We start from the raw sequence: 26,587 nt of genomic DNA, 5'->3' as shown, positions 1-26,587 counted from the left end.
AGGGGGGCCTAGCGGGTGCTTGCCGGGGCCTTCAGGTGCAGATCCGTGCTGGACAGTGTCATCGGCGTGGCCGAGACGGCCCGCAGCCGGAGGCGTACTCCGGCCCGGGGGAGGGTGAACCTGCCGGAGGGCGGCAGGAGCTCGTAGCTGGCCGAGGCGTGCCGGCCGAGTGTGGCGGGCCCGGACTTGATGGACCAGTAGCGGCCCATGCCCTGGCCCGTGGTCAGGGTGAAGTGCGGGGTGAGGGCCGTGTCACCGAGGTTGGTGACGCGGACGGTGAGCGCGGTCACGGTCTTGGCGGTGGTGGTCCGGGTCTCGCCGACCAGCCGCATCCTCAGGGGCGGCGAGCCCGTCACCGCCAGGGTCGACGCGACCAGGGCGGGGACGATCAGCAGTACGCCTGCGGCGATGCGCGCCCGCTGCCGGTGCGGGCCGCGCAGGAAGGCGGGCCGGGGCTGCCACGCCGTGGTGAAGGCCGACGGCGGGGCGGTCACGGCAGCGGCCAGCCACAGCGGCGTCATCATCAAGTAGTAGCCGTCCTGCGAACGCGTCGCCAGGAAGAACGCGCACCACGGCAGGACCACCGCGGCCGGTCCCAGCCGCCGCATGAACAGCACGAAGAGCCCGAGCAGCCCCGCGGCCAGCAGCATGCTCGCGTGCGAGTACCAGGACAGCCGGTCGCTGCCGTCGGTGAAGTACAGCGAGATGCCGACCAGGCCCTGCCCGTGCAGGTTCGCCTTCTGGGTGAGCGGGAGTGCGATCCCGGAGAGCCAGCTGCGTGGCTCGCTCACGATGAAGTACGCGTTGATCAGCAGCCAGGTCAGGGCGGCCACCCCCGCGATCCGGCCCACGGCGGCCGCCGCCGCGCGCGCTCCGAGGTCGCCGCGGCGCAGGGCGTAGACCCCGGCCAGCAGGAACGGCGTGAGGAACCACGGCAGCTGCTGCGAGGCGCAGGCCGCGCCCAGGCACGCGGCCCGCGCCCAGTCGCTCCATCCGCCGTAGCCCATCCGCGGCCAGCCCACCACCACCGGGATGAGGAAGGCGCAGGCGACGATCGCCGGATAGCCGAGCCGGGCGTATGCGGTCAGCAGGCCGAGGCCGAGGCAGACCAGCGTGGCCGCGGACCGCCACTGCGTCGGCAGCATCCGCCACATCACGATCGTGCCCACGATCAGGGCGCCGGTGGCGGCCAGGACCGCGGGGGCGGCCCCGTGCCCGACCCACAACAGCGGCGCGGTGAGCAGCAGGGGAAGCGGTGGATAGCCGTACGTGTAGTCGTAGCCGCCGGTCATCGTCGGGGTGAGAGCGACCCCGTGCTGCCCGAAGAGCCAGGGCCACGGCTGGTCGTAGACCTGGTGCCCGGCGACGAATTCACGGGCGGCCTGCGCGGTGAGGACCGACTCGTCACCGCCGCCGTGGTACATGGCGAACCCGCACATCGCGAGCGTCACGGCCGTCACCAGGATCACCAGGTCGAGGCGGGCCAGCGAACGGGCCCGGCGCACGGTCAGCGTCAGGACGCCCGTCACCAGGATCGAGGCGTAGCAGACCGAGATCACCGCCGCGACGGCGAGCCGGTGGCTCGCGGCCGCCGTCCACATCGGACGCGTACCGATGAAGAGGCTGATGTCGGCGAGCAGGGTCAGGACGCGGTGCCACTGCGCGGGCGTCTCGTCGGGCGACGCCTTCGTGAGGGCCTTCTGGCCGGTGGTCGACGGCCTCATTTCTGCCAAGTACACGGGATCGGACGGTAATTCCCGCAGATGAAGGCCGTGATGCCGGACGTGAAGAGTCCGGTATGAGGGTGGTAAGAAGAGTGTTTACGGCCGATGTGGGTGCGTGTCGTGCGGGAGCGTCTCATATAAGGGCGTCTCATGCTTTGACGGGACATACGGGGGTGTCTCAGGCGTTGGAGAGGGACACCTCGGTGGATTTGATGAGCGCGACGACCGTCGATCCGGCCGCCAGGCCGAGCTCCGCCACCGCGTCCTTGGTGATCGCGGAGGTCAGCTCGCCGCCCGGGACCTCGACCCTGACGCGGGCCATGGCCCCGCCCGTGGAGACCTCCGTCACCGTGCCGGGGAACTGGTTGCGGATGCTCACCCCGTCGACCGGCCCGGTGGCCAGGGACACCTCCGTCGACTTGACCAGGGCGCGGACCGTGGAGCCCGTGGTGAGACCCAGATCCTCGACCGCCTCCGCGGTGATGGCCGCGGTGAGGTCCTGACCGCCGTCGAGGCGAACCTTGACCGTCGCCATCACCTCGCCCGGGGTGACGGAGGTGACGGTTCCGGGGAGCTGGTTGCGGATGCTCAGGCTCATGGGTACGCCTCAATGTGCGGTGCGGTGGGACAGCGAACGACGGATGCCGGTGCGCTGTGAATAGTCGAGTTTCGCCAATTATGTGCAACTCGCGGCTCTCGGTGGGCTCACCACACCCCGTGTCTCCCAGGTCTCAGTACACGTCCCGTACATACCGCTTCTCCGCCGCCAGCTGTTTGACGTACGCGGTGGCCTCCGTCTCGCCCAGACCGCCGTGCGTGACGGCGATGTCCCGCAGCGCCCGGTCGACGTCCTTGGCCATCCGAGAGGCGTCTCCGCACACATAGAAGCGGGCGCCGTCCTGGAGCCAGTGCCACAGCTCGGGCCCGTGCTCACGCATCCGGTCCTGGACGTAGACCTTGGCGCGCTGGTCGCGCGAGAACGCCGTGTCGAGCCGGGTGAGCGTGCCGTCGTCGAGCAGGCCGGTCAGCTCGTCCTCGTAGTAGAAGTCGGTGGCGCGGTGCTGCTCGCCGAAGAACAGCCAGTTCGGCGCCCGATGGCCGAGTGCCCGGCGCTCCTCGAGGAATCCGACGAACGGCGCGACTCCGGTACCGGGCCCCACCATCACCATGGGTGTCGTCACGTCCGCCGGGGGCCTGAAGTGCGGCGACCGCTGCACGAAGACCGGGACCTCCGCCTCCGGCTCGGCATCGGCGAGGAAGGGCGAACAGACCCCGCCCCTCGCCCGGCCGACCGGATTCTCGTACCGCACCACGGAGACGGTCAGCGAGACGAGGTACGGGTCGACGAGCGGACTCGACGAGATCGAGTACAGCCGGGGCTGCAACCGCTTGAACACCGCGGCCCACTCCGCCGCCGACGCGCGCACCGGATGCTCGGCCACGACGTCCACGGCCTGCCGCCCCCACGACCAGCGGGCCAGCTCTCCCTTGTTGTCCGGACGCAGTAGCTTCCTCAACTCGCGCCCGTCACGGGTCCGTTCGCCCACGAAGCGCAGCAGATCCGGGGTGATCCGCGTGATGTCGAAATGCCGGAGCAGAGCCTCGCCGAAGGCGACCTCGCCGGCACCCGTCACATCGACGGCCGTTGAGTCGTCCACCCCCATCGTCTCCAGCCATTCGGCAACCAGGCCCGGCGAGTTGACGGGCCGTACGCCGAGCGCGTCCCCCGCCTCGTACGGCAGCGGGCTCTCGCTGTCCCGGGTGTCGAAGGTGAACCGGCGTACTTCCTTGCCGGCGCCGGGCAGGCTGAGCAGCCGGTTGCCGGTGAGACGGGCGGTGGCGGCGGCCGGTGCGGGCTTGGCGGGCTTGGCGGTCCGGGGTGACTCGGACGCCCTGGATGTCTCGGATCTATCAGATGTCTTGGATATCTCGAATGTTTCGGGTATCCCGGATATCTCGGTCCGTCCGCCGAGCGCGGTGAGGATCAGCTCCAGCCAGGCGCCCGCGTTCGGCTCGTAGTCCGGTTCGCAGTCCGTACGGGGAGCCAGGCGTACGGCGCCCAACTCGTCCAGGCGCGCGTCCAGCCGACGCCCGTGCCCACAGAAGTCGTCGTACGAGGAGTCGCCGAAGGCCAGCACGGCATAGCGCACGCCGTCCAGCCGCGGGGCCTCCTGCCCGGACAGGGTGTCCCACAGGCCGGACCCGTTGTCGGGCGCGTCACCGTCCCCGAAGGTGCTGGTGATGAAGAGCAGATCGGCGCTGCGGGCGAGCGCGCCGACGTCCGCCTCGTCCATGCCGACCAGTCGCGCCCGGTGCCCGGTGGCGGCGAGCCGATCGGCGGTGGCCGTCGCGAACTCCTCCGCGTTCCCGGTCTGCGAGGCCCACAGCACCACCACCTCACGGCCAGCGGACTCCGGCGCGGGAGCCGCCGGGGGCGCGGAGCGCGAGTACATCCCGGCGAGCACGCCGTTCACCCAGAGGGCGTGCTCGGGGTCGAAGGGGGCGTCCGGGGGGAGGACGGGCACGCCCGGGAGCCCGGAGGGGAGCCCGGCGAGAAAGCCGCTGAGGTACTGCCGCTCGACGGAGGAGAGCACGGGCGGGGGAGCGGGCTCCAGACCGAAGCCTCCGGGCGCCGTCGCGACTCGCTCGGGCATCTCCGGCCCGTCGGACATCTTCGGCCCGTCGAGTGTTTTCGGCCCCTGGGGCGTCTTGGGCCCGCCGGGCGTCTCCGGTAGAGCCCTTCGGGCGGCCACGCGCGCCAGCGACACCGCGCACACCTTGAACTCCGGCTGGAACGACACCGGATCCACCGCGTCACTGGTCACCGCGTTGATGCTCAGGTACTCCCCGAACAGGTCGTTCCAGTGGAAGGGCGCGAACACGCACCCCACCCGCACCCGGTCCGTCACCACCGCCGGCAACACGGCCCGCCCCCGCCGGGAGGCGACCTCCACCGAGTCCCCCTCCCCGATCCCGAGCGCGGCCGCGTCCTGCGGATGCAGCTCCACGAACGGCCCGGGGTTGAGCTTGTTGAGCTTGGCCACCTTCCCCGTCTTGGTCAGCGTGTGCCACTGGTGCTGCAGACGCCCGGTGTTGAGCACGAACGGAAAGTCGTCGTCGGGCATCTCGGCGGGCGGCAGATGGGGCCGCGCATAGAAGACGGCCCGTCCGCTCGCGGTGGGAAACGACAGCTCACCGTCGCCCGCCGGCTCCACATACCGGATCGGATTCCGCGCCGGCCCGTCCTCCCGCGCGACGGGCCACTGCACGGGTCCGCCCCGCAGCCGCTCGTAGGAGGCGCCCCGCAGATCCCACCCGGTCTTCGGGTTCCACGCCTCCTTGATCTCCTCGAAGATCTGCTCGGCACTGTCGTACGAGAACCCCTTCTCGTACCCCATGGCGCGGGCCACGGCCGCGATGATCCGCCAGTCCGCCCGCGCCTCCCCGGGCGGGTCGACGACGGACCGTGCCAGGGTCAGCGTCCGCTCGCTGTTGACCAGGACGCCCTCGGCCTCCGTCCACAGCGCGCCGGGGAGCACGACATCGGCGTACGCGTTGGTCTCGGTCTCGGCGAAGACGTCCTGGGTGACGACGAACTCGGCGGCTTCGAGCCCTTCGATGACGGTCCGGCGGTTGGCGACCGAGGCGACGGGGTTGGTGCAGATGATCCAGCAGGCCTTGATGTCCCCCTCGGCCATCTTCCGGAACATCTCGACGGTGCCCTGCCCCACCCCGTCCTTGCGGATGCTGCCGACCGGCAGCCCCCACAACTCCTCTACGAAGGCACGCTCCTCGTCCACCAGCACCGACCGCTGCCCGGGCAGCCCGGGACCCATGTACCCCATCTCGCGCCCGCCCATGGCGTTGGGCTGACCGGTGAGGGAGAACGGTCCGCTGCCGGGCCGGCAGATGGCGCCCGTGGCGAGATGGAGATTGACGAGCGCGTTGGTGTTCCAGGTGCCGTGCGTGGACTGGTTGAGCCCCATGGTCCAGCAACTCGTCCACTCCCCGGCCTCACCGATCAGCCGCGCCGCCGCCCGGATGTCGTCCTCCGGGATGCCGGTGATGTCGGCGACGGCCGCGGGCGGATAGTCGGCGAGGAACGCGGGCATCGCCTCCCAGCCCTCGGTGTGCCGGGCGATGAAGTCCGGGTCCGTGTATCCGCCTTCGTGCAGCAGGTGCAGCAGTCCGTTGAGCAGCGCGAGGTCGGTCCCGGGCCTGATCTGCAGAAACAGATCGGCCTTCGCCGCCGTCGCGGTGCGCCGCGGATCGACGACGATCAGTTTGGCCCCGGCCTTCACGCGCTCCATGAGCCGCAGGAAGAGGATCGGATGGCAGTCGGCCATATTGGACCCGATGACGAGGAACACGTCCGCGCGGTCGAGGTCGTCGTACGACCCCGGCGGTCCGTCGGCGCCGAGCGACAGCTTGTAGCCGGTGCCCGCGCTCGCCATGCACAGCCGTGAGTTCGACTCGATCTGGTTCGTCCCCACGAAGCCCTTGGCCAGCTTGTTGGCGAGGTACTGCGCTTCGAGGGTCATCTGCCCGGAGACATAGAAGGCGACCGCGTCCGGGCCGTGCTCGTCGATGATCGCGCGCAGGCGCCGGGCGGTCTCGGCGAGGGCCGCGTCGACGGGCACGGGCCGCGGCTCCTCGCCGCGGTCCTCGCGCACGAGCGCGGTGGTCAGCCGGCCGGGCGCGGCGAGCATGTCGGCCGTGGTCGCGCCCTTGGTGCACAGCCGACCGGAGTTGGCGGGGTGCCGCTTGTCCCCGGACGCCTTCAGGACCGTACGCCGCCCGTCCGGTCCCCGGCCGATGTCGAGGACCATGCCGCAGCCCACACCGCAGTACGAGCAGACGGTCCGGACCTGCTCCGGGCGGGGGGTCGTGGTCATGCCGACGACAGTACGAATTGCCCGTTACGCCGATGTCACATGGTCTGATCTTGGAGGGTTACGCCCGCTGCACAACCGGCCTGGGGGCGATGTGAGGGTGTCGCGGACCGTGTCGCTGTTGGGCCGAACGGGTGACCATGCGTAAGAATTGGCCGGTGCAGACAATGAGTGCGAGCCAGGACGGGGTGGGCCAGTGAACAGCCACGACGTCACCGACGAGCAGTGGGAAGGGCTCGCCCAGGTCGTTCCGCTCCGGGGCCGGGACGCCTGGCCCTCCGCGGTGCATCACCGGTCGATACCCGAGGCCGTGACCGAGACGCGGCGCCGCTTCGTGGTCCTGCGGGTCAATGTGTTCGCGGACGCCCGCGACGTCGCCGAGACGCTGATGTCGGGCATCCCGGTGCTGCTTGACCTGACCAGCGCGGAGACCGAGGTCGCCAAGCGGGTGCTGGACTTCAGCACGGGGGTGGTCTTCGGTCTGGCGAGCGGCATGCACCGGGTCGACCGCAACGTGTTCCTGCTGACACCGCGCGGGACCGAGGTGCGAGGGCTGATGGAAGGGGCGGGGGTTCCAGGGATCTGATCAAGATCAAGGGAGGGCGGGGGTTCCTGGGATCTGACCAGGGGCGACCAGGGCCGGGCACCGTGCGCGGGCGCGCGCCGGTCCCTCGATCGTGGGAAGGCCACCAGGCTGTAACGGTTCGCCTGCGGTTCGTCCGGCACGGGGCCCTTACCGTCCACATATGACCGTGTCATCTCTGGCGGCCCCCGCCCAGGCCGAGGCGCGCCCCGACCGGCCGGGCGCCACCGAACTCAGGCTCGCCTCCTTCGCCGCACACCGGCGCGCCCGGTTCCCGCTCGGCCCCCTCACCCTCTTCACCGGCCCCAGCGGCAGCGGCAAGACCGGTGCCCTGCGGGCGTACGAGGCACTGGCGCGGCTGGGCGGCGGCGCCGCGCTGGGTGAGGTGTTCCCGGACCCGGTCGCCTGTGTGCCCGAGCGGGCCAGGCCCGACGCCCAGCGACGGCGCGGCTTCCGCATCGGCTGCACGGTCGACGGCCCCGAAGGGCCCGTACGGCTCGATGTCGCCGTACAGGCCGAGCCCGAACTGCGCATCGTCGGCGAGCGGTTGACCGCGGGCGGCCTGACCCTCCTGGAGACCGCGCTACGGGACCCCGGCCGCCGTGTCGTCCAGGCGGCCTGGCACACGGCGGGCACGTCGGCGGTCACCCGGGGCCCGCTCCCCGACGACCGCCTCGGCACCGCGCTGCTGCCCCTGCGCGTCGCCGGCCGGACGGACGGCGAACGGCGGGTCCTCGCCACGGCCGAGCAGATGGTCGTCGCCCTGCGGTCCGTGTACGCCTGCGACCCGAGCCCCCGACGGATGCGCGCCGCCGCCCCGCTCGGCGCGGGGCGGCTGCTCCGGGGCTGCGACAACCTCGCCGAGGTGCTGTGGCGTACCCGATCGGAGTGCGGCCACCGCTACGCGCACCTGGTCACGGCGGTACGGGCCGGCTGCGCGGGCCCCGTCACGGATGTCCTGGCCGAGCCGCTCGGCGACGGCACGGTCCGCGCGCTCCTCGACCGCGGGGACGGCGTCCGTACGCACCTGGGGCTGCTCGGCGACGGCGAGTTGAGGTATCTGGCGCTGGCCCTGGTACTGCTCACGGGGCCCGGCGTGCTGGAGGTCGACCCGGCGGGGGAGGTCCCGGCCGCGCTGCAGACGCTGACCGTGCTGGCCGACGGCCTCGACCGGGGGCTGGACGTGCGGCAGACCGGGGAGTTGGTGCGGCTGGCGGCGCGGATGTGCGAGCGGGGGCACATCCGGCTGGTGGGTGCGGTGAGCGATGCCGTCCGGGTGTGCGAGGTGCCGGGGATCACGGTGGTAGACCTGACGCCGTGAGTGAAAGTGAACTGGATGTGGCGAAGTTGCAGCGCAGGCTGGCCGAGTTCGCGGCCGCGCGGAACTGGCAGCAGTACCACACGCCGAAGAACCTGGTCGCCGCGCTCAGCGTGGAGGCGTCCGAACTGGTCGAGATCTTCCAGTGGCTGACGCCCGAGGAGTCGGCGCGGGTCATGGACGACGCGGACACCGCGCACCGCGTCACGGACGAGGTGGCGGACGTGCTGGCGTATCTGCTCCAGCTGTGCGAGGTGCTCGGCATCGACGCACTGGCGGCGCTCGACGCGAAGATCGACCGGAACGAGCGGAGGTTTCCGGTGGGGGAGGGGGCGTAGGGGGCCCGGCAGCGCGGGGTGCGCGGTGCTGTCGTGGAAGGGCCGTGGTGAGGGCGGCGGGGAAGCGGCAGATCCGGTTGTCACTCTCCGAAGTCGTTGAGTTGTCCACATTCGACTCTGTGTCCACAGATTTCGGTCTTCCTCTGGCTTTTCGTCTCGCGGGCTCTCACTCTGGGTAGTGGACAGGGGAGTTCGGGCGGACGTGCGACGAGCGCGTCGGGACAGACGGGGGCAGCGCATGGACGCGGTGCGGCTCATCGGGGCGAGCAGGCGCGCTCTCGCGGGGAGCGGGGACACGATCGAGGTGGTGGCGGAGGCGTGGCAGGCGCAGGCCCTGGCTCAGGCCATAGGGAGTCGTTTCGCCGTCTCGGGGCCGCCGGAACTGCGGGGCGAGGCGCTTGGACTGACGGAGCTGGCGGGCCGGGGCTGCGGTGTGCTGGACGCGCCGCCCCCCGACATGGCCGACCTGCGCGCCGCTCAGCTCACCGAGTTGGGTGATGCGCGAGAGTCCCTGCTGTGCCTCGGCGGTCTCCTCGGCGAGGTCGGTATCGCCCTCGTCGGTATCGCCTGCGCGGCGGACGATCAGGGGACGTACTGGCAGTGCATGGAGGCGATCGACGCGGCGGACGAGTCCCGGGACCGGGTCCTGGAGATGCTGAGACGGTTGGCGGCGCGGGATCAGGGGGTGGTGGAGCGGGGGCGGGCGACGGGGTAGACAGGGGATCTCCTCTCGCCCCCGCCGCCCCTGCCCGTCCCGCTGGGGCTCCGCCCCAGACCCCCGGGAGTGTTGGTCGCCTGCGGGTGGGTGGGGGCTGGTCGCGCAGTTCCCCGCGCCCCTCAGGGCGCGGCGCGCATCGTTTCAGACCGGCACGGTCTGCTCGGCCCTCGGCCCTCGGCCGGCGCCGGGCGGTCCGGCTCCGCCCGAGCCCGACGACCACCACCGACCCGAGTCACCGCCACCAACCCGCATCGCACGAGGAGTGGACGGATGTCACCCGCCGAGGGCCCGAGGAACGCGATCTCAGCCGAGCTGCGGCATGACCTCCGTGGCGATCAACTCCAGGTGGTCCAGGTCATCGAGGTCCAGCATCTGCATGTACATCCGCTGCGACCCGACAGCCTGGTACTGGGCGATCCTCTCGACGACCTCCGCCGGAGAGCCCGCGAGCCCGTTCGCCTTGAGCTCGTCGACGTCCCGCCCGATGGCGTCCGCGCGCCGCTTCACCTCGCTGTCGTTCCTGCCGACACAGGCGACGAGCGCGTTCGAGTACACGAGGTCGTCACCCTTGCGCCCGGCCAGCTCGGCCGCCGCCCGCACCCGCTGGAACTGCTGCTCCGTGTCCGCGAGGGAGGCGAAGGGGATGTTGAACTCGTCGGCGTACCGCGCCGTCAGCTCGGGCGTCCGCTTGGCACCGTGGCCGCCGATCAGGACCGGCACCTTCGGCTGCGCGGGCTTGGGAAGCGCGGGGGAGTCCTTGAGCTGGTAGTACTTCCCCTCGTAGGTGAACCGTTCACCGACGGGCGTCTCCCACAGGCCCGTGACGATGGCGAGTTGTTCCTCCAGCCGTCCGAACTTCTCCTTGGGGAACGGAATGCCGTACGCCTCGTGCTCGGCCTCGTACCAGCCGGAGCCCAGACCGAGTTCCACCCGCCCGCCCGACATCTGGTCGACCTGCGCGACCTGGATGGCGAGGACGCCCGGGAGGCGGAAGGTACCGGCCGTCATGAGCGTGCCGAGGCGGATCCGGCTCGTCTCACGGGCGAGACCGGCCAGCGTGATCCAGGCGTCGGTGGGTCCGGGAAGCCCGTCGACGGATCCCATGTGCAGGTAGTGGTCAGAACGGAAGAAGGCTCCGTAGTTGAGGTCTTCGGCGGCCTTGGCGACGCGGAGCAGCGTCTCGTAGGTCGCTCCCTGCTGCGGTTCTGTGAAGACTCGAAGATCCATGCATCCATCATGCACCGGTCACATCAGCCGCCCCAGCCGGAACCGCTGCCATGGAGCTCGGCGGGAAAATTCCAGGGTCTGCCAGCAGCGTTCGCTATACGTTGGAGCGGGCGCGTCGACGACAGGCCGGGAGCAGTGATCCCCCGGCGCGCTCTCCCCCCGCTGTGGTTCACCGGCGCTCGGCGCAGGTGAGGTATGCACAGCTCAGAAGACGTTTCGAGGCAGATTCCAGTGTTCCTGACGATCAGTACCACCGGTACCCCAGAGCGCCCCGCCACCGACCTCGGCTTCCTGCTGCACAAGCATCCCGACAAGGCGCAGGTGTTCTCGACCTCCTACGGCACGGCGCACGTCCTCTACCCCGAGGCGTCCGTCGAGCGGTGCACGGCCGCACTGTTGCTGGAGGTCGACGCGGTGGCGCTGGTCCGGCGCGGCAAGGGCAAGGGCCGCGGCGGCGCACCCGACGCCGCGCTCGCGCAGTACGTCAACGACCGCCCGTACGCCGCCTCGTCCCTGCTCGCCGTGGCGCTGAGCGCGGTGTTCTCCAGCGCGATGAAGGGCCAGTGCGCCGCGAAGCCGGACCTGCCGGCGCGGCCGCTGCCGCTCCGGATCGAGGTGCCCGCGCTTCCCGCCAGGGGCGGCGCCGACCTCGTACGCAAGCTGTTCGAACCGCTCGGGTGGACGGTGGCGGTCGAGGCCGTGGCGCTGGACGTCGAGTTCCCCGAATGGGGCGACTCCCGCTACGTACGCCTGGAACTGGAGGCGTCGGGTCTGACCGTGGCCGAAGCCCTGCGTCACCTCTACGTCCTGCTTCCGGTGCTCGACGACGCCAAGCACTACTGGGTGTCGTCCGACGAGGTCGACAAGCTGCTGCGGGCGGGCGAGGGCTGGCTGCCGGACCACCCCGAGCAGAAGCTGATCGCCGACCGGTACCTCTCGCGCCGCTGGTCGCTGACGCGGGAGGCGATGGAGCGGCTGGAGCTCGTGCGGCTCGCCGAGGCCGACGACACCGAGGTCGAGGAGATCGACAACGCGGTCGACGCGGAGGCGGACACCGAGGAGAAGCCGATCCCGCTCGCTGTCCAGCGCCGGGACGCGATCCTCGCCGCGCTGCACGCGTCGGGCGCGGCCCGCGTGCTCGACCTCGGCTGCGGTCAGGGCCAGTTGGTGCAGGCGCTGCTCAAGGACGTGCGGTTCACCGAGATCGTCGGTGTCGATGTGTCGATGCGCGCGCTCACCATCGCCTCGCGGCGGCTCAAGCTGGACCGGATGGGCGAGCGGCAGGCCGCCCGCGTGCGCCTCTTCCAGGGCTCGCTCGCGTACACCGACAACCGCCTCAAGGGGTACGACGCCGCCGTGCTCAGCGAGGTCGTCGAGCACCTCGACCTGCCCCGGCTGCCCGCCCTGGAGTACGCCGTCTTCGGCTCGGCCCGCCCCCGTACGGTCCTGGTGACGACGCCGAACGTCGAGTACAACGTCCGCTGGGAGACCCTCCCGGCCGGCCACTCCCGCCATGGCGACCACCGGTTCGAGTGGACCCGGGAGGAGTTCCGGACCTGGGCCCGCCAGGTGGCCGGGCGGCACGGATACGAGGTGGAGTTCACGCCCGTCGGCCCCGACGACCCGGAGGTCGGTCCGCCGACCCAGATGGCCGTCTTCACCCTCGCCACCGCCACCACCCCGACCACCACGAAGGAGGAGAAGGCCGCATGACCGGCAACGACACCACCCAGGGGCGCACCCTGCCCGTCACCGACCTCTCCCTCGTCGTCCTGATCGGCGCGTCCGGCTCCGGCAAGTCCACCTTCGCCCGCCGGCACTTCAAGCCGACCGAGGTCATCTCCAGCGACTTCTGCCGCGGCCTGGTCGCCGACGACGAGAACGACCAGAGCGCCAGCGGCGACGCCTTCGACCTCCTCCACTACATCGCGGGCAAGCGGCTCGCGGCCGGCCGGCGCACCGTCGTGGACGCCACGAACGTCCAGCAGGAGAGCCGCCGTCAGCTGATCGAACTCGCCAAGAAGCACGACGTGCTGCCCATCGCGATCGTGTTCGACGTGCCGGAGGAGGTGTGCGCCGAACGCAACGCCTCGCGCACCGACCGCGCCGACATGCCGCGCCGCGTCATCCAGCGCCACACCCGTGAACTGCGCCGTTCGCTGCGGCACTTGGAGCGCGAGGGCTTCCGCAAGGTGCACGTCCTGCGGGGCGTGGCGGAGATCGATCGCGCCGAGGTGCGGACGGAGAAGCGGTTCAACGACCTGACCCACCTCACCGGCCCCTTCGACATCATCGGCGACATTCACGGCTGCGCCTCGGAGCTGGAGACCCTGCTCGGCAAGCTCGGTTACGTCGGCGGGGCGCACCCGGAGGGCCGTACGGCCGTCTTCGTCGGTGACCTCGTCGACCGCGGCCCGGACACGCCCGGGGTTCTGCGCCGTGTGATGTCCATGGTCGCGGCCGGCGACGCGCTGTGCGTGCCGGGCAACCACGAGAACAAGCTCGGCCGTTACCTCAAGGGCCGCAAGGTCCAGCACTCCCACGGACTGGCCGAGACCATCGAGCAGCTGGACGGCGAGAGCGAGGAATTCCACGCGCGGGTGCGCGAGTTCGTCGACGGGCTGGTCAGTCACTACGTCCTGGACGGCGGGCGGCTCGTCGTCTGCCACGCCGGACTGCCCGAGAAGTACCACGGCCGTACGTCGGGCCGGGTGCGCTCGCACGCGCTGTACGGCGACACGACCGGGGAGACGGACGAGTTCGGCCTGCCGGTCCGCTATCCGTGGGCGGAGGACTACCGGGGCCGGGCGGCCGTCGTCTACGGTCACACCCCGGTGCCCACGGCCACCTGGCTGAACAACACCATCTGCCTCGACACCGGAGCCGTGTTCGGCGGCAAGCTCACCGCGCTGCGCTGGCCGGAGCGCGAGCTCGTCGCCGTACCGGCCGAGCGGGTCTGGTACGAGCCGGCGAAGCCGCTGGCCTCCGAGGCTCCCGGCGGACACGAAGGGCGGCCGCTCGACCTCGCCGACGTGCACGGGCGGCGGGTCGTCGAGACGCGGTACGCCGGGCGGGTGTCGGTACGGGAGGAGAACGCGGCGGCGGCCCTCGAGGTCATGAGCCGGTTCGCGGTCGACCCGCGCCTGCTGCCCTACCTCCCGCCGACGATGGCGCCCACGGCGACCTCCCAGGTGGAGGGCTACCTCGAACACCCCGCCGAGGCCTTCGCCCAGTACAAGGAGGACGGCGTCGCCCGCGTCGTGTGCGAGGAGAAGCACATGGGGTCGCGGGCGGTGGCGCTGGTCTGCCGGGACGCGGGGGTGGCGCGGGAGCGGTTCGGCGTCGCGGAGGGGCCCACGGGGGCGCTGTACACCCGTACCGGCCGGCCCTTCTTCGACGACTCCGCCGTCACCGAGGAGATCCTCGGGCGACTGCGGGAAGCGGTGACGGCGGCCGGGCTGTGGGAGGAACTGCGTACGGACTGGCTGCTGCTCGACGCCGAGCTGATGCCGTGGTCGCTCAAGGCGTCCGGGTTGCTGCGCAGCCAGTACGCGGCGGTCGGTGCCGCGGCCGGGGCGGCGTTCCCGGGGGTGCTGGCCGCGCTCGAAGGGGCCGCTGAGCGTGGGGTCGACGTCCGGGAGCTGCTCGGCAAGCAGCGGGAGCGGGCCGCTGACGCGGCGGCGTTCACCGAGGCCTACCGGCGGTACTGCTGGCCGACTCAGGGGCTGGAGGGGGTGCGGCTCGCTCCCTTCCAGATCCTCGCGGTCCAGGGCCGCAGTCTCGCCGCGGTGCCGCACGACGAACAGCTCGCGCTCATCGACCGACTGGTCGAGCACGACGGGAGCGGGTTGCTGCAGACGACTCGGCGGTTGTTCGTGGACACCGGGGACGCGGAGTCCGTGCGGGGCGGGGTGGACTGGTGGCTGGAGATGACCGGGCGTGGGGGTGAGGGCATGGTCGTCAAGCCGGTCGGGGCGGTGGTGCGGAGCGGGCAGGGGCGTCTTGTCCAGCCCGGCATCAAGTGCCGGGGCCGTGAGTATCTGCGGATCATCTACGGCCCTGAGTACACGCGTCCTGAGAACCTCGCCCGGCTGCGGGGGCGTTTCCTGAACCACAAGCGGTCGCTTGCGCTGCGGGAGTACGCGCTCGGGTTGGAGGCGTTGGACCGGCTGGCGGAGGGGGAGCCGTTGTGGCGGGTGCATGAGGCGGTGTTCGGGGTGCTGGCGCTGGAGTCCGAACCGGTGGACCCACGTCTGTAGCGTTCTTCGCCCCCGCCGCCCTTACCCGTCCCATCCCGAACCTGGGGGCTGCGCCCCCAGATCCGCGGGGTGCCTTTCTTCGGCTGCGGGTGTGTGGGGGCTGGTCGCGCAGTTCCCCGCGCCCCTGAAGGATTCAGCCCACCAGGCGCAGCCTCACCCCCGCCACCCCCACCCGTACCGTCTGTCCCCATACCAGCTCCACCGCGTCGCTCTCCATGCCGTCTCCGAAGGCGATGAGGCGGTCGGACTCGACGGTGAGGGAGAGGTGGGCGGAGGCGGTGAGGGAGCCGGCGACGAGGGACGTGCCGGTGGCCGGTGACGGCCAGGCCTCGCGGACGAACCAGAGAAGGCGTTCCTCCGCGGGCCCGGGCAGCGGCAGCTCACCGCCCCGCTCCTGCCACACGGAGCGGAGCCACCCGCTGGCGCCCGTCCCGGTGCCCACCAGGACCCCGGAGGAGGCCTGGGGCTCGACGGCACCCCCGTACTCGTCGAGCCCCAGCCGATAGCGGGCCGTCTGATGGCTCGCGGTTCCGAGATAGATCTCGTTGAGCGCGAGGAGCCGCTGCGTGTCGTCCGCGACCGCCTCGACCATGGTCAGCTCGTCGGCCCGGCCCCCGCGTGCCGCGGCGAGCAGCGCGCCCGCGTCGCGCGGCCGGTGCCGCACGAGCACCCCCGGGTTCCGTCCGGGGTCGGTGTCGATCCCCACCACCGGCTGTCCGGTCAGGTACTTGGCCACGTTCGCCACCAGCCCGTCCTGCCCGACCACGACCACCACGTCCTCCGGGGCGAACAGGAAGCGGTCCAGGTCGCCCCGCTCGACGCGCGCTTGACGCCAGGTCAGCGGCACCGCCGCGACCACCTCCGCCAGCGCCTCCCGCGCCCGCCGGTGCCGCTCGGCCACCTCCTCGATGTCGCGCCCCCGGGAGGAGAGGAAGAACGCCGCCTGCCCGTGCGTCCCGTGCCGGGCCACCAACTCCTCGTACTCCGTGGTGCGATGGACGAGGACGACCCGGGGCGCGAGACTCACTGCTCCGGCCCCCCGGCGGCCCCGCTGCCCAGCCGTGCGAGCAGGCCCGTCAGGACGTCCGGCGACACCGTCACACTGTCGATGCGCGGCAGGTTCTCCGCGAGCCGCGTGCCCGTCAGGGCGTGCAGCGTGGCGACATCCACGTCTCCGTGGACCCGCAGCCAGGCGGCCTGCGCCTCGGCCCGCGCCTCGCCGATCTCCCGCGCGGCCGTGGCCTCGGCCTTGGCGAGCTGTACCACCCGGCTGCCCTCCGCCTCCGCGAGCCGCACGGTCCGCGCCGCCTCCGCCCCGGCCCGCACCGCGTCAGCCGCCGCGTGCTCCTCCGCCTCGCGCCGCGCGTTGGTGCCGCGCTGGTCGACCAACTGCTCCTCGCGCCGGGCGAGTTCGATCTGGCTGGCGAGCTCGTTCTCGGCGATCGCCCGCTCCCGCTCGACGGCGACGGCCCGGCGTTCGTACGTCGCCTTGTCCGCCTCCTGCTGGATCTGCTCGCGGGCGGGGGTGCGCAGCGCCCGCTCCACCTCGGGTTCCGGGCGCAGCGCGACGACCCGTACGGCCACCACCTCGATCCCCGTCGCGGGCAGCCGGGGTTCGGCGGCGAGCCCGCCCGCGATCCGCTCACGCACCGACGCGACGCCGTCCACCAGGGCCGCCGCCAGCGTCGTACGGGCCAGTACGTCCAGCGCGTGCTGCTGGGCTGTCTCGGTCAGCAGCGAGCCCAGCTGTTCGAGGGGCGCGCCGCGCCAGACCCCGGTGTCGGGGTCGATGGAGAAGTCGAGCCGCGCGGCCGCGACCCCGGGATCGACGATCCGGTAGGTGACGGTCGCCTGCACCGCGACGTCCTGGAAGTCGGACGTGCGGGCGTGGAAGGTCATCGCCAACTCGCGGTCGTCGACCGGGACTTCGGAGAGCGTGGCGGTCAGGGAGCGGTACCAGAAGCTGAGTCCGGGCCCGTCGTGCGCCAGTCGGCCCGACCGGTGGTGCCGGACATGGGCGGTGGGCGCCCCGCGCAGATGGCGCCAGCCGAGACGCCGGGTGATGTCGGCCATGGGTACCCCCTCGCCGCCGGGCGATCCCGGCGACCCACTGTGATGCGCTTTTGTCGTCGCAGTGACGATAACGAAGAGGCGCCCTTATCGTCAAGGGGACGAAATCAACTCGCCCGTCTCCCGTCGATCCACGGGTGAACAGGCGTCCGGATGGTCAGGATGGAGGCATGGGATTCCACGTCGACTCCGAGGCCGGGCGGCTGCGCCGCGTCATCCTGCACAGACCCGACCTCGAGCTCAAGAGGCTCACCCCCAGCAACAAGGACGCCCTGCTCTTCGACGACGTGCTGTGGGTGCGCCGCGCTCGGGCGGAACACGACGGGTTCGCGGACGTGTTGCGCGACCGCGGGGTCACCGTCCATCTCTTCGGCGACCTGCTCACCGAGGCCCTGGAGATCCCGGTGGCCAGATCGCTCGTCCTGGACCGGGTCTTCGACGAGAAGGAGTACGGGCCGCTCGCCACCGACCACCTCCGGGCGGCCTTCGAGACCCTGCCCGCCCCGGAACTGGCGGCCGCGCTGGTCGGCGGGATGACCAAACGGGAGTTCCTGGACGCGCACCCGGAGCCGACCTCCGTGCGCTTCCATGCCATGGACCTCGACGACTTCCTCCTCGGCCCGCTCCCCAATCACCTCTTCACCCGGGACACCTCCGCCTGGATCTACGACGGGGTCTCCATCAACGCCATGCGCTGGCCCGCGCGGCAGCGGGAGACCGTGCACTTCGAGGCGATCTACCGGCACCATCCGCTCTTCCGTGACGAGCACTTCAACCTCTGGTCCGAGGGGCAGGCGGACTACCCGTCCACCATCGAGGGCGGTGACGTGCTCGTCATCGGCAACGGCGCGGTGCTCATCGGCATGAGTGAGCGGACGACGCCGCAGGCCGTCGAGATGCTCGCGCACAAGCTGTTCGCCGCCGGGTCGGCCCGTACGATCGTGGCGCTCGACATGCCCAAGCGGCGGGCCCTCATGCACCTCGACACCGTGATGACGATGGTCGACGGCGACACCTTCACCCAGTACGCGGGGCTCGGCATGCTCCGCTCGTACACCATCGAACCGGGCTCGGGGGACAAGGAGCTGAAGGTCACCGACCATCCGCCGGAGCACATGCACCGGGCGATCGCGGCGGCGCTGGGGCTGAGCGAGATCCGGGTGCTGACCGCGACACAGGATGTGCACGCGGCGGAGCGGGAGCAGTGGGACGACGGGTGCAATGTCCTCGCGGTGGAGCCCGGGGTCGTCGTCGCTTATGAGCGGAACGTGACCACCAATACGCATCTGCGGAAGCAGGGTATTGAGGTGATCGAGATTCCGGGGAGTGAGCTGGGGAGGGGGCGGGGCGGGCCTCGGTGTATGAGCTGTCCCGTGGAGAGGGACGGGGTGGGGGTTTGACGCGGGGTGCGGGTGGTGCGTGGCCGGTCGCGCCCGCGCGGTGGAGCCGCGCGAGGTGACGGTCCCGCGCCCCTGGAGGGGCGCCGGTCGTGAGGTCGCCCGGGAAGTACCGTATAGAAATGTGGGCGATCGTATAGACTTCCAATCGTTCCCTTGTTCGCCCCGTCCCCGTACCTCTGGAGCGCCCCCATGGCGACAGTCCCGACCGCCCTCGCCGGACGCCACTTCCTCAAGGAGCTGGACTTCACCGAGGAGGAGTTCCGCGGTCTGATCGAGCTGGCCGCCGAGCTCAAGGCGGCCAAGAAGGCCGGGGCCGAGACGCAGTACCTGCGGGGCAGGAACATCGCGCTGATCTTCGAGAAGACCTCGACCCGTACGCGCTGCGCGTTCGAGGTCGCCGCCGCGGACCAGGGCGCGTCGACGACGTATCTGGACCCGTCCGGTTCGCAGATAGGCCACAAGGAGTCCGTGAAGGACACCGCGCGTGTGCTCGGCCGGATGTTCGACGCGATCGAGTACCGGGGCGACAGCCAGGCCTCCGTCGAGGAGCTGGCCGCGTACGCCGGAGTGCCCGTCTACAACGGTCTGACCGACGACTGGCACCCCACCCAGATGCTCGCCGACGTGCTCACCATGACCGAGCACTGCGACAAGCCGCTCGGCGAGATCGCCTTCGCCTACCTGGGTGACGCCCGTTTCAACATGGGCAACTCCTACCTGGTCACCGGCGCGCTCCTCGGCATGGATGTCCGGATCGTCGCCCCGGAGGCCTACTGGCCCGCCGCGGAGATCGTCGCCGAGGCCCGCAAGCTCGCGGAGAGCAACGGCGGGCGCGTCACCCTCACCCAGAGCCTCGGCGAGGGCGTCCACGACGCCGACTTCGTCGCCACCGACGTCTGGGTCTCGATGGGCGAGCCCAAGGAGGTGTGGGACGAGCGCATCGCCGCGCTGTCCCCGTACGCCGTGACCATGGACGTGCTGCGCGCCACCGGCAACCCGGACGTGAAGTTCCTGCACTGCCTGCCGGCCTTCCACGACCTGGGCACCAAGGTCGGCCGCGAGATCCACGAGACCCACGGCCTCGACTCGCTGGAGGTCACCGACGAGGTGTTCGAGTCGGCGCACTCGGTCGTCTTCGACGAGGCCGAGAACCGGCTGCACACCATCAAGGCGATCATGGTCGCCACCCTGGGCCGACCGGGAATCCCCGAGGTCCTGGCCTGACGGGCGTCCCCGCAGGCTTTATCCTGACCGGCGGTCCGGAGCCACCCCTTCCGCGACCGCCGCGCGACCGACCACGTCGCACCCCGCACCACCGGAAATGAGCACCACCCGTATGTCCGCTCCACGCATCAAGTCCCCCCAGCTGCTGATGGCCGCATCAGGCGCCGACCGCGAAGGTCATGGCCTCAAGCGGACCATGGGTCTCTTCCAGCTCATCTGCTTCGGCGTCGGCGCGATCGTCGGCACCGGAATCTTCGTCGGACTCTCCGACTCGGTCGCACAGGCCGGACCCGCCGTGGTCGTGTCGTTCCTCCTCGCGGCGATCACCTGCGTCTTCACCGCGTTCTCCTTCGCCGAGCTCGGCGGCGCGATCCCGGTCTCCGGATCCTCGTACTCCTTCGCCTACGCGGGACTGGGCGAGGGCACGGCCTTCCTCGTCGGCTGGTGTCTGCTCCTGGAGTACGGCGTCTCCGTGTCGGCCGTGGCGGTCGGCTGGAGCCAGTACGTCAACGAACTGCTGCACAGCATCCTGGGCGTGCAGCTGCCCGCCGCGCTCTCGGCCGGCCCGTCCGACGGCGGGATCGTCAACCTTCCCGCGGTCATCGTGATCGCGCTGGCCTCGGTCCTGCTGATCCGCGGGGTGCGCGAGAGCGCCCGGGCGACCGCGGCCATGGCCGTGCTGAAGCTCGTGGTGCTCGTCGCCTTCTGCGCGATCGGGTTCAGCGCCTTCAAGGACGGCAACCTCACGCCGTTCTCCCCGGCCGGGCTGGGCGGCATCGGCGCGGGCACCACGGCGGCCTTCTTCTCGTACATCGGCTTCGACGCGATCACCACGGCAGGCGAGGAGGCCAAGGACCCCCGCCGCAACATCCCGATCGCCATCCTGGTCTGCATCGGTCTGGTCACCCTGCTGTACTGCGCGGTGGCCCTCGCGGCGATCGGAGCCGTCGGCGGCGACGCGGTCGCCGGGCGGCCCGCCGCGCTGTCGTACGTCGTCAACGTGGTCACCGGCTCCACGGTCGGCGCCGGGGTCGTCGCGTTCGGAGCGGTCGTCGCCATCGCCTCGGTCGTGCTCGCGGTGATGTACGGACAGACCCGCATCCTCATGTCCATGTCCCGCGACGGGCTCGTGCCGCGGGTCTTCGAGAAGATCTCGCCGAAGACCTCGACACCGGTCGCGGGAACCCTGATCGTCGCCCTCGTCTTCGCCGTCCCGGCGGCCTTCGCCCCGCTCGACGCCGTCGTCAACCTGACGACGATCGGCACGCTCGCCACCATGGCCGCCGTCAATGTCGCGGTGATCGCGCTGCGGCGCCGGGAGCCGGGTCTCGCCAGGACGTTCCGGGTACCGCTCTACCCCGTGGTGCCGCTGCTCGGCATCGGCTTCTGTCTGTACCTGATGTACGAGACGGGCTGGACGACCTGGATCCAGTTCGTGTGCTTCCTGGCGGCCGGTTTCCTCGTGTACGTCCTCTACGGGCGCCGCAACTCCCGGCTGGCCGCGGCTGGAGCCCTTCCCGGAGCCGCTCCCGGCGCCGAGGTCACGCCGGACGTCGCTGAGCGGGCACCACAGGCAGTCTGAACCAGACCGCCTTGCCGGAGCCGGTGGGGCGGTGGCCGCAGGAGGAGCTGAGGGTGCGGATCAGGAGGAGGCCGCGCCCGTGCTCCTGCCAGGGGTCGGGCTCACCGGGCGGCTCCGGGACCGTGAGGTTGCCGGGCGGCTCCGGGTCCGGGTCGTGCACCTCGACCTGACAGCCGGTCGGCATCAGCTCCACGACCAGCTCTATGGGACCGTCTCCCGCGGTGTGCTCCACGGCGTTGGCGACCAGCTCCGCGGTGAGCAGTTCCGCGGTGTCGCTGTCGGCCGCGTGCTTCAGCTCGGCCAGCGCGGTGCGGACCAGGGCGCGGGCGACCGGCACGGCCGCGGCGGTGTGCGGCAGCGCGATGCGCCAGGAGGCGGGGGCGGGGGTGTCGTGCAAGGTGGGTCCGTTCATGGAGCAGGTTGTCCTGCTTTCAACGTGAGGAATGGTACGGCGCGGCCGGACGGAGGCGTCGGGCGGGCGCTTTCCAGGACATTCGGTGGGCGCCCTCCCAGGACGTTCGGTTCGGCATGAGGCCCCGTACCCAGCTCAACGCCCCTTCTCCCGCGCGGTGCTCCCGCCGTTACGGGGCTATCGAGAACCCGTGACGCGGTGACGGGAAACGGTCACTTCCCGACCGCGTTATTGCGTGGTCGTGACGACAGTCACAGACTGGTGATAACTTCGTGGAGTAACGACGCCCGCTGTCCGGCGCCCTGTGGCGCGGACCGCCGCCCCCGTCTGAGGAGGCCGCCCGTCATGAGTCCCTTCACCGGCTCCGCCACCCGCACCTCCGACTGGCAGCACCTGAGGTGCGAGGTCGCCGACGGGGTCGCCACGGTCACCCTGGCCCGCCCCGAGAAACTCAACGCCCTCACCTTCGGCGCCTACGCCGACCTGCGCGATCTGCTCGCCGAGCTCTCCCGTGAGCGGTCGGTACGGGCGCTGGTGCTGGCGGGGGAGGGGCGCGGCTTCTGCTCGGGCGGTGACGTCGACGAGATCATCGGCGCGACCCTGTCCATGGACACCGCACAGCTCCTCGACTTCAACCGGATGACCGGGCAGGTCGTGCGGGCCGTACGGGAGTGCCCGTTCCCGGTGATCGCGGCGGTGCACGGGGTCGCGGCGGGCGCCGGAGCCGTCCTCGCCCTGGCCGCCGACTTCCGGGTGGCCGACCCGAGCGCCCGGTTCGCCTTCCTCTTCACCCGCGTCGGACTGTCCGGCGGCGACATGGGCGCCGCCTATCTGCTGCCCCGGGTCGTCGGGCTCGGTCACGCGACCCGGCTGCTGATGCTCGGCGAACCGGTGCGCGCGCCCGAGGCCGAGCGGATCGGCCTGATCAGCGAGCTGGCGGACGAGGGCGGCGCGGACGAGGCCGCGCAGCGGCTGGCCCGCCGCCTGGCCGAGGGCCCGGCTCTCGCGTACGCCCAGACCAAGGCCCTGCTCACCGCCGAACTGGACATGCCCCTCGCCGCCTCCGTCGAGCTGGACGCCTCGACCCAGGCCCTCTTGATGACCGGCGAGGACTACGCCGAGTTCCATGCGGCGTTCACGGAGAAGCGCGCCCCGAAGTGGCGGGGGCGATAGCCGTGGCGACGCGGACGTGCGCGTCTGTGCGTGTCGCCGTCATCGGCGGCGGTCCCGGCGGGCTGTACGCCGCCGCGCTGCTCAAGCGCCTCGACCCGGACCGCGAGGTCACCGTCTGGGAGCGCAACGCCCCCGACGACACCTTCGGCTTCGGTGTCGTGCTCTCCGACGAGACGCTCGGCGGGATCGAGCACGCCGACCCGGTCGTGTACGCGGCGCTCCAGGACGAGTTCGTGCGCTGGGACGACATCGACATCGTGCACCGGGGTGTGCGCAGCACCTCCGGAGGCCACGGCTTCGCGGCGCTCGGCCGGCGTCGGCTCCTGGAGATCCTGCATGAGCGCTGCCGCTCGCTCGGCGTCGAGCTGCGCTTCCGGGCCGAGGCCCCGCCGGTCGCCGAGCTGATGACGGCGTACGACCTGGTCATCGCCGCCGACGGGGTGCACAGTGCGACCCGGGCGGCGTACGCGGAGGTGTTCGGACCGTCGGTCGAGGAGCATCGGTGCCGTTACATCTGGCTCGCCGCCGACTTCGCTTTCGACTCCTTCCGCTTCGAGATCGCGGAGACCGAGCACGGCGTGATGCAGTTGCACGGCTACCCGTACTCCCGCCCGTCGCCCGACCACCACCCCTCAACGAGGCCCTGCGGGCCACAGAATCAATTCGGCGCCTCCACCGTCATCGTCGAGATGCGCGAAGAAGTGTGGCGGGCGGCAGGTTTCGCGGACCTCGACGAACAGGAGTCCGTCGAACTCTGCGGCAAGATCTTCACGGACGCGCTCGGCGGGCGGCAACTGCGGTCCAACAAGTCGACGTGGACCACCTTCCGTACGGTGGTCAACGACCGCTGGTCCCACGGCAATCTGGTCCTCCTCGGGGACGCCGCGCACACCGCGCACTTCTCCATCGGCTCCGGCACCAAGCTCGCCGTCGAGGACGCGCTCGCGCTGGCCGCCTGCCTGGAGGAGCGGACCGCCCTCGACGAGGCACTCGCCGCGTACGAGGAGGAGCGGCGCCCTGTCGTCGCGTCCACCCAGCGGGCGGCGCGGGCCAGCCTGGAGTGGTTCGAGAACCTGGGGCTGTATCTCCATCAGCCCGCCCGGCAGTTCGCCTTCAACCTCCTCACGCGCAGCCGCCGTGTCACGCACGACAACTTGCGGCTGCGGGACGCGCACTTCACGGCGGCGGTCGAGCGCGAGTTCGGCTGTCCGGCCGGCACACCGCCGATGTTCACCCCGTTCCGGCTGCGCGGCCTGACCCTGCGCAACCGGGTCGTGGTCTCACCGATGGACATGTACTCGGCCGTGGACGGCGTCCCCGGCGACTTCCACCTCGTCCACCTGGGCGCACGGGCGCTCGGCGGCGCGGGCCTGGTGATGACCGAGATGGTGTGCGTGAGCGCCGAGGGCCGCATCACCCCCGGCTGCGCGGGCCTCTACTCACCCCGGCAGGCCGATTCCTGGGGGCGGATCATCCGCTTCGTGCACGCCCAGTCACCCGGCACCGCGATCGGCGTCCAGCTCGGACACTCCGGCCGCAAGGGCTCCACGAAGCTGATGTGGGAGGGCATGGACGAGCCCCTGGAGGAGGGCAACTGGCCCCTAGTGGCCGCCTCCCCGATCCCGTACGGACCACGCAGCCAGACCCCCCGGCAGCTGACCCGCGCCCAACTCACCGACATCCGCGAGCAGTTCGCGTCAGCAGCCTGGCGTGCCGCCCGCTGCGGCTTCGACCTCCTCGAACTGCACTGCGCCCACGGCTACCTGCTCTCCGGCTTCCTCTCACCGCTCACCAACCGGCGCACCGACGCCTACGGCGGCTCGCTGGAACGCAGACTGCGCTTCCCGCTGGAGGTCTTCGACGCCGTACGGGCCGTGTGGCCGGAGGAGCGGCCGATGACCGTCCGCATCTCCGCCACCGACTGGGCCGAGGGCGGCAACACCGGGGACGAGGGTGTGGCGATCGCCCGGGCCTTCGCGGCGCACGGCGCCGACGCGGTCGACGTGTCGACAGGGCAGGTGGTCGCCGACGAAGAGCCCGAGTACGGCCGCTCGTACCAGACCCCGTTCGCCGACCGGATCCGCCACGAGACCGGCCTCCCCGTGATCGCCGTCGGTGCGATCTCCTCCTGGGACGACGTCAACTCCCTGATCCTGGCCGGGCGTACGGACCTGTGCGCACTCGCCCGGCCGCATCTCTACGACCCGCACTGGACGTTGCACGCGGCGGCCGAGCAGGGGTACGAGGGTCCGGGCGTCGCCTGGCCCAAGCCCTACCGCGCGGGCAGTCGCCGCCCGCAGACCGGACGCGTCGACGCCCCCAAGCCCCGGCTCTCACTGGGGACTTGAGGGCGCGGGAAAGAGCGGCCCTAACGGGAGAGGTCGGCCATGCCCGCCGTCAGTGTCGAGCCGTCCGCCGGGTCGACGAGGAGGAACGCGCCGGTGCGGCGTACGTCCGCGTAGTCGTCGAGCGCGAGCGGCTCGGCGGTGCGTAGGGTGATGCGCCCGAGGTCGTTCGTGGTCAGCTCGCCCGCCCCGCCCAGGTCCTTGACGATCGCCTTCACGGTCCGCGTGGTGTGCTTGACCAGCACCCGGTCGCCGACCCTGAGCGCCCGGTCGGCCAGATGACAGACGGCCGCCCGGACGTCCTGTGTGAGCGCGGGCGCGTCCGGCCCGGCGGTGATCATGTCGCCGCGTGAGACATCGCGTTGGTCGGCCAGGCGCAGGGTCAGTGACTGCGGCGCGTACGCGAGGCCGGCGTCCTTGCCGAGCACGTCGATGCCGGCGATCTCGGAGGTCTCTCCGGAGGGGTGGACGGTGACCCGGTCCCCGACCCGCAGCGTTCCGGACACCAACTGCCCCGCGTAGTGGCGGACCTCGCCGTGCCGGATCACGTACTGGACCGGGAAGCGCACCGGAGCGGACGTGGGCTCGGAACCCACCGGCACGGTCTCCAGGAACTCCAGGAGCGCCGGACCCTCGTACCAGTCCATGTGCGCCGAACGCTCCACCACGTTGTCCCCGCACAGCGCCGAGACCGGGATCGGAGTGAAGCCGGGCAGGTCCAGCTCGGCGGCGTGGCCCGCGAAGTCCTCGACGATCCGCTCGAAGTCCTTCTGCTCGTAGCCGACGAGGTCCATCTTGTTGACGGCGAGGACCACGTGCGGGACGCGCAGCAGTGCGGCGACGGCCGCGTGGCGGTGGGTCTGCTCGACCACCCCGTGCCGCGCGTCGACCAGGATGATCGCCAGTTCGGCCGTGGAGGCGCCGGTGACCATGTTCCGGGTGTACTGCACATGCCCGGGGGTGTCGGCGAGGATGAATCGGCGGCGGGGCGTGGCGAAGTAGCGGTAGGCGACGTCGATGGTGATGCCCTGTTCGCGCTCGGCGCGCAGGCCGTCGGTGAGGAGGGCGAGGTCGGGGGCGTCCTGGCCCCGGCTCGCCGAGGCGCGCTCGACGGCCTCCAGCTGGTCCGTCAGGACCGACTTGGAGTCGTGCAGCAGTCGTCCGACCAGGGTGGACTTGCCGTCGTCGACGGACCCGGCGGTCGCGAAGCGCAGTGTGTCGATGGTCGTCATGTCTAGAAGTACCCCTCGCGCTTGCGGTCTTCCATCGCGGCCTCGGACATCTTGTCGTCGGCGCGGGTGGCGCCCCGCTCGGTGAGCCGG

General features: G+C 71.4%; 19 protein-coding genes. 11 read left to right on the top strand and 8 right to left on the bottom strand.

The genetic code is table 11. The features are described 5' to 3' along the window. Positions 1–8 precede the first annotated feature (8 nt). From ACIRA5_RS40520 to ACIRA5_RS40510, 3 genes are all read right to left on the bottom strand, one after another. Positions 9–1,724 (bottom strand): hypothetical protein, encoded by a 1,716-nt coding sequence (locus ACIRA5_RS40520; RefSeq protein ID WP_403700008.1) that lies wholly within the window; start codon positions 1,722–1,724, stop codon positions 9–11. A 178-nt stretch (positions 1,725–1,902) separates the two neighbouring features. Next, complete coding sequence (locus tag ACIRA5_RS40515; RefSeq protein WP_403699713.1) at positions 1,903–2,322, bottom strand: molybdopterin-binding protein; 420 nt, start codon at positions 2,320–2,322, stop codon at positions 1,903–1,905. Between the two features lie 133 nt (positions 2,323–2,455). Next, positions 2,456–6,619: a molybdopterin-dependent oxidoreductase gene (locus ACIRA5_RS40510; protein WP_403699710.1), complete on the bottom strand. Its 4,164-nt coding sequence runs from the start codon at positions 6,617–6,619 to the stop codon at positions 2,456–2,458. Positions 6,620–6,812: 193 nt separating this feature from the next. Between ACIRA5_RS40510 and ACIRA5_RS40505 the strand changes: the two genes are divergently transcribed. The 4 genes from ACIRA5_RS40505 (at position 6,813) to ACIRA5_RS40490 (ending at position 9,570) form a co-directional block, all read left to right on the top strand. Then, entirely contained in the window at positions 6,813–7,202 is a 390-nt protein-coding gene (locus ACIRA5_RS40505) for a cell division protein SepF (protein ID WP_403699707.1), read from the top strand. A 160-nt stretch (positions 7,203–7,362) separates the two neighbouring features. Then, a complete protein-coding gene (locus tag ACIRA5_RS40500) occupies positions 7,363–8,520 on the top strand; it encodes an AAA family ATPase (protein ID WP_403699704.1) in 1,158 nt (385 codons plus the stop codon). Further along, the gene (locus ACIRA5_RS40495) at positions 8,517–8,855 is read left to right on the top strand and encodes a nucleotide pyrophosphohydrolase (protein ID WP_075030563.1); all 339 of its coding nucleotides are present in this window, start codon (positions 8,517–8,519) and stop codon (positions 8,853–8,855) included. Before ACIRA5_RS40500 ends, ACIRA5_RS40495 begins: the two co-directional genes overlap by 4 nt. A 238-nt stretch (positions 8,856–9,093) precedes the next feature. Then, positions 9,094–9,570, top strand: coding sequence for a DUF6099 family protein (locus tag ACIRA5_RS40490; RefSeq protein WP_352053415.1), 477 nt, complete (start codon positions 9,094–9,096; stop codon positions 9,568–9,570). Positions 9,571–9,876: 306 nt separating this feature from the next. Here the strand turns inward: ACIRA5_RS40490 and ACIRA5_RS40485 are convergent, their stop codons facing one another. Beyond that, a complete protein-coding gene (locus tag ACIRA5_RS40485) occupies positions 9,877–10,800 on the bottom strand; it encodes an LLM class F420-dependent oxidoreductase (protein ID WP_403699701.1) in 924 nt (307 codons plus the stop codon). Positions 10,801–11,031: 231 nt separating this feature from the next. Here ACIRA5_RS40485 and ACIRA5_RS40480 point away from each other — a divergent pair, with 231 nt between their 5' ends. Together ACIRA5_RS40480 and ACIRA5_RS40475 are read left to right on the top strand one after the other, a co-directional pair. Continuing rightward, a complete protein-coding gene (locus ACIRA5_RS40480) occupies positions 11,032–12,513 on the top strand; it encodes a 3' terminal RNA ribose 2'-O-methyltransferase Hen1 (RefSeq protein WP_403699698.1) in 1,482 nt (493 codons plus the stop codon). Then, entirely contained in the window at positions 12,510–15,059 is a 2,550-nt protein-coding gene (locus ACIRA5_RS40475; protein ID WP_403699695.1) for a polynucleotide kinase-phosphatase, read from the top strand. Before ACIRA5_RS40480 ends, ACIRA5_RS40475 begins: the two co-directional genes overlap by 4 nt. Before the next feature lie 133 nt (positions 15,060–15,192). Here the strand turns inward: ACIRA5_RS40475 and ACIRA5_RS40470 are convergent, their stop codons facing one another. Together ACIRA5_RS40470 and ACIRA5_RS40465 are read right to left on the bottom strand one after the other, a co-directional pair. Next, the gene (locus tag ACIRA5_RS40470) at positions 15,193–16,086 is read right to left on the bottom strand and encodes a hypothetical protein (RefSeq protein ID WP_403699692.1); all 894 of its coding nucleotides are present in this window, start codon (positions 16,084–16,086) and stop codon (positions 15,193–15,195) included. After that, the gene (locus ACIRA5_RS40465; protein ID WP_403699689.1) at positions 16,083–17,132 is read right to left on the bottom strand and encodes an SPFH domain-containing protein; all 1,050 of its coding nucleotides are present in this window, start codon (positions 17,130–17,132) and stop codon (positions 16,083–16,085) included. The genes ACIRA5_RS40470 and ACIRA5_RS40465 overlap by 4 nt, the downstream gene beginning before the upstream one ends. Before the next feature lie 167 nt (positions 17,133–17,299). Here ACIRA5_RS40465 and ACIRA5_RS40460 point away from each other — a divergent pair, with 167 nt between their 5' ends. The 3 genes from ACIRA5_RS40460 to ACIRA5_RS40450 all read left to right on the top strand — a co-directional run bounded on the left by ACIRA5_RS40460 (position 17,300) and on the right by ACIRA5_RS40450 (position 21,335). Further along, complete coding sequence (locus tag ACIRA5_RS40460) at positions 17,300–18,529, top strand: arginine deiminase (RefSeq protein WP_352053409.1); 1,230 nt, start codon at positions 17,300–17,302, stop codon at positions 18,527–18,529. 189 nt (positions 18,530–18,718) lie between these two features. After that, a complete protein-coding gene (gene argF, locus ACIRA5_RS40455; protein WP_403699686.1) occupies positions 18,719–19,753 on the top strand; it encodes an ornithine carbamoyltransferase in 1,035 nt (344 codons plus the stop codon). 112 nt (positions 19,754–19,865) lie between these two features. Then, the gene (locus ACIRA5_RS40450; RefSeq protein ID WP_403699683.1) at positions 19,866–21,335 is read left to right on the top strand and encodes an amino acid permease; all 1,470 of its coding nucleotides are present in this window, start codon (positions 19,866–19,868) and stop codon (positions 21,333–21,335) included. On the opposite strand, the gene ACIRA5_RS40445 is transcribed toward ACIRA5_RS40450, so the two are convergent. Then, positions 21,295–21,747, bottom strand: coding sequence for an ATP-binding protein (locus tag ACIRA5_RS40445; protein ID WP_060897576.1), 453 nt, complete (start codon positions 21,745–21,747; stop codon positions 21,295–21,297). The two genes, ACIRA5_RS40450 and ACIRA5_RS40445, sit on opposite strands and share 41 nt — an antisense overlap. A gap of 345 nt (positions 21,748–22,092) precedes the next feature. Between ACIRA5_RS40445 and ACIRA5_RS40440 the strand changes: the two genes are divergently transcribed. Further along, entirely contained in the window at positions 22,093–22,920 is an 828-nt protein-coding gene (locus ACIRA5_RS40440) for an enoyl-CoA hydratase family protein (protein ID WP_403699680.1), read from the top strand. Next, positions 22,905–25,268 (top strand): bifunctional salicylyl-CoA 5-hydroxylase/oxidoreductase, encoded by a 2,364-nt coding sequence (locus ACIRA5_RS40435; RefSeq protein ID WP_403699677.1) that lies wholly within the window; start codon positions 22,905–22,907, stop codon positions 25,266–25,268. Before ACIRA5_RS40440 ends, ACIRA5_RS40435 begins: the two co-directional genes overlap by 16 nt. Before the next feature lie 20 nt (positions 25,269–25,288). On the opposite strand, the gene ACIRA5_RS40430 is transcribed toward ACIRA5_RS40435, so the two are convergent. Beyond that, positions 25,289–26,497, bottom strand: coding sequence for a sulfate adenylyltransferase subunit 1 (locus ACIRA5_RS40430; RefSeq protein WP_403699674.1), 1,209 nt, complete (start codon positions 26,495–26,497; stop codon positions 25,289–25,291). Between the last annotated feature and the right edge of the window lie 90 nt (positions 26,498–26,587).

This window comes from Streptomyces sp. NPDC096311 (genome assembly GCF_044763085.1).
Taxonomy (GTDB): Bacteria; Actinomycetota; Actinomycetes; order Streptomycetales; family Streptomycetaceae; genus Streptomyces.
Note: the sequence above shows the minus strand (reverse complement) of the source record. Positions and strands in the feature narration are given on the sequence as shown.

Coding starts and splice junctions, on each gene's coding strand:
- ACIRA5_RS40520 (WP_403700008.1), bottom strand. CDS start 1,724: ATGAGGCCGTCGACCACCGGCCAGAAGGCCCTCACGAAGGCGTCGCCC.
- ACIRA5_RS40515 (WP_403699713.1), bottom strand. CDS start 2,322: ATGAGCCTGAGCATCCGCAACCAGCTCCCCGGAACCGTCACCTCCGTC.
- ACIRA5_RS40510 (WP_403699710.1), bottom strand. CDS start 6,619: ATGACCACGACCCCCCGCCCGGAGCAGGTCCGGACCGTCTGCTCGTAC.
- ACIRA5_RS40500 (WP_403699704.1), top strand. CDS start 7,363: ATGACCGTGTCATCTCTGGCGGCCCCCGCCCAGGCCGAGGCGCGCCCC.
- ACIRA5_RS40490 (WP_352053415.1), top strand. CDS start 9,094: ATGGACGCGGTGCGGCTCATCGGGGCGAGCAGGCGCGCTCTCGCGGGG.
- ACIRA5_RS40485 (WP_403699701.1), bottom strand. CDS start 10,800: ATGGATCTTCGAGTCTTCACAGAACCGCAGCAGGGAGCGACCTACGAG.
- ACIRA5_RS40475 (WP_403699695.1), top strand. CDS start 12,510: ATGACCGGCAACGACACCACCCAGGGGCGCACCCTGCCCGTCACCGAC.
- ACIRA5_RS40465 (WP_403699689.1), bottom strand. CDS start 17,132: ATGGCCGACATCACCCGGCGTCTCGGCTGGCGCCATCTGCGCGGGGCG.
- ACIRA5_RS40460 (WP_352053409.1), top strand. CDS start 17,300: ATGGGATTCCACGTCGACTCCGAGGCCGGGCGGCTGCGCCGCGTCATC.
- argF (WP_403699686.1), top strand. CDS start 18,719: ATGGCGACAGTCCCGACCGCCCTCGCCGGACGCCACTTCCTCAAGGAG.
- ACIRA5_RS40450 (WP_403699683.1), top strand. CDS start 19,866: ATGTCCGCTCCACGCATCAAGTCCCCCCAGCTGCTGATGGCCGCATCA.
- ACIRA5_RS40445 (WP_060897576.1), bottom strand. CDS start 21,747: ATGAACGGACCCACCTTGCACGACACCCCCGCCCCCGCCTCCTGGCGC.
- ACIRA5_RS40440 (WP_403699680.1), top strand. CDS start 22,093: ATGAGTCCCTTCACCGGCTCCGCCACCCGCACCTCCGACTGGCAGCAC.
- ACIRA5_RS40430 (WP_403699674.1), bottom strand. CDS start 26,497: ATGACGACCATCGACACACTGCGCTTCGCGACCGCCGGGTCCGTCGAC.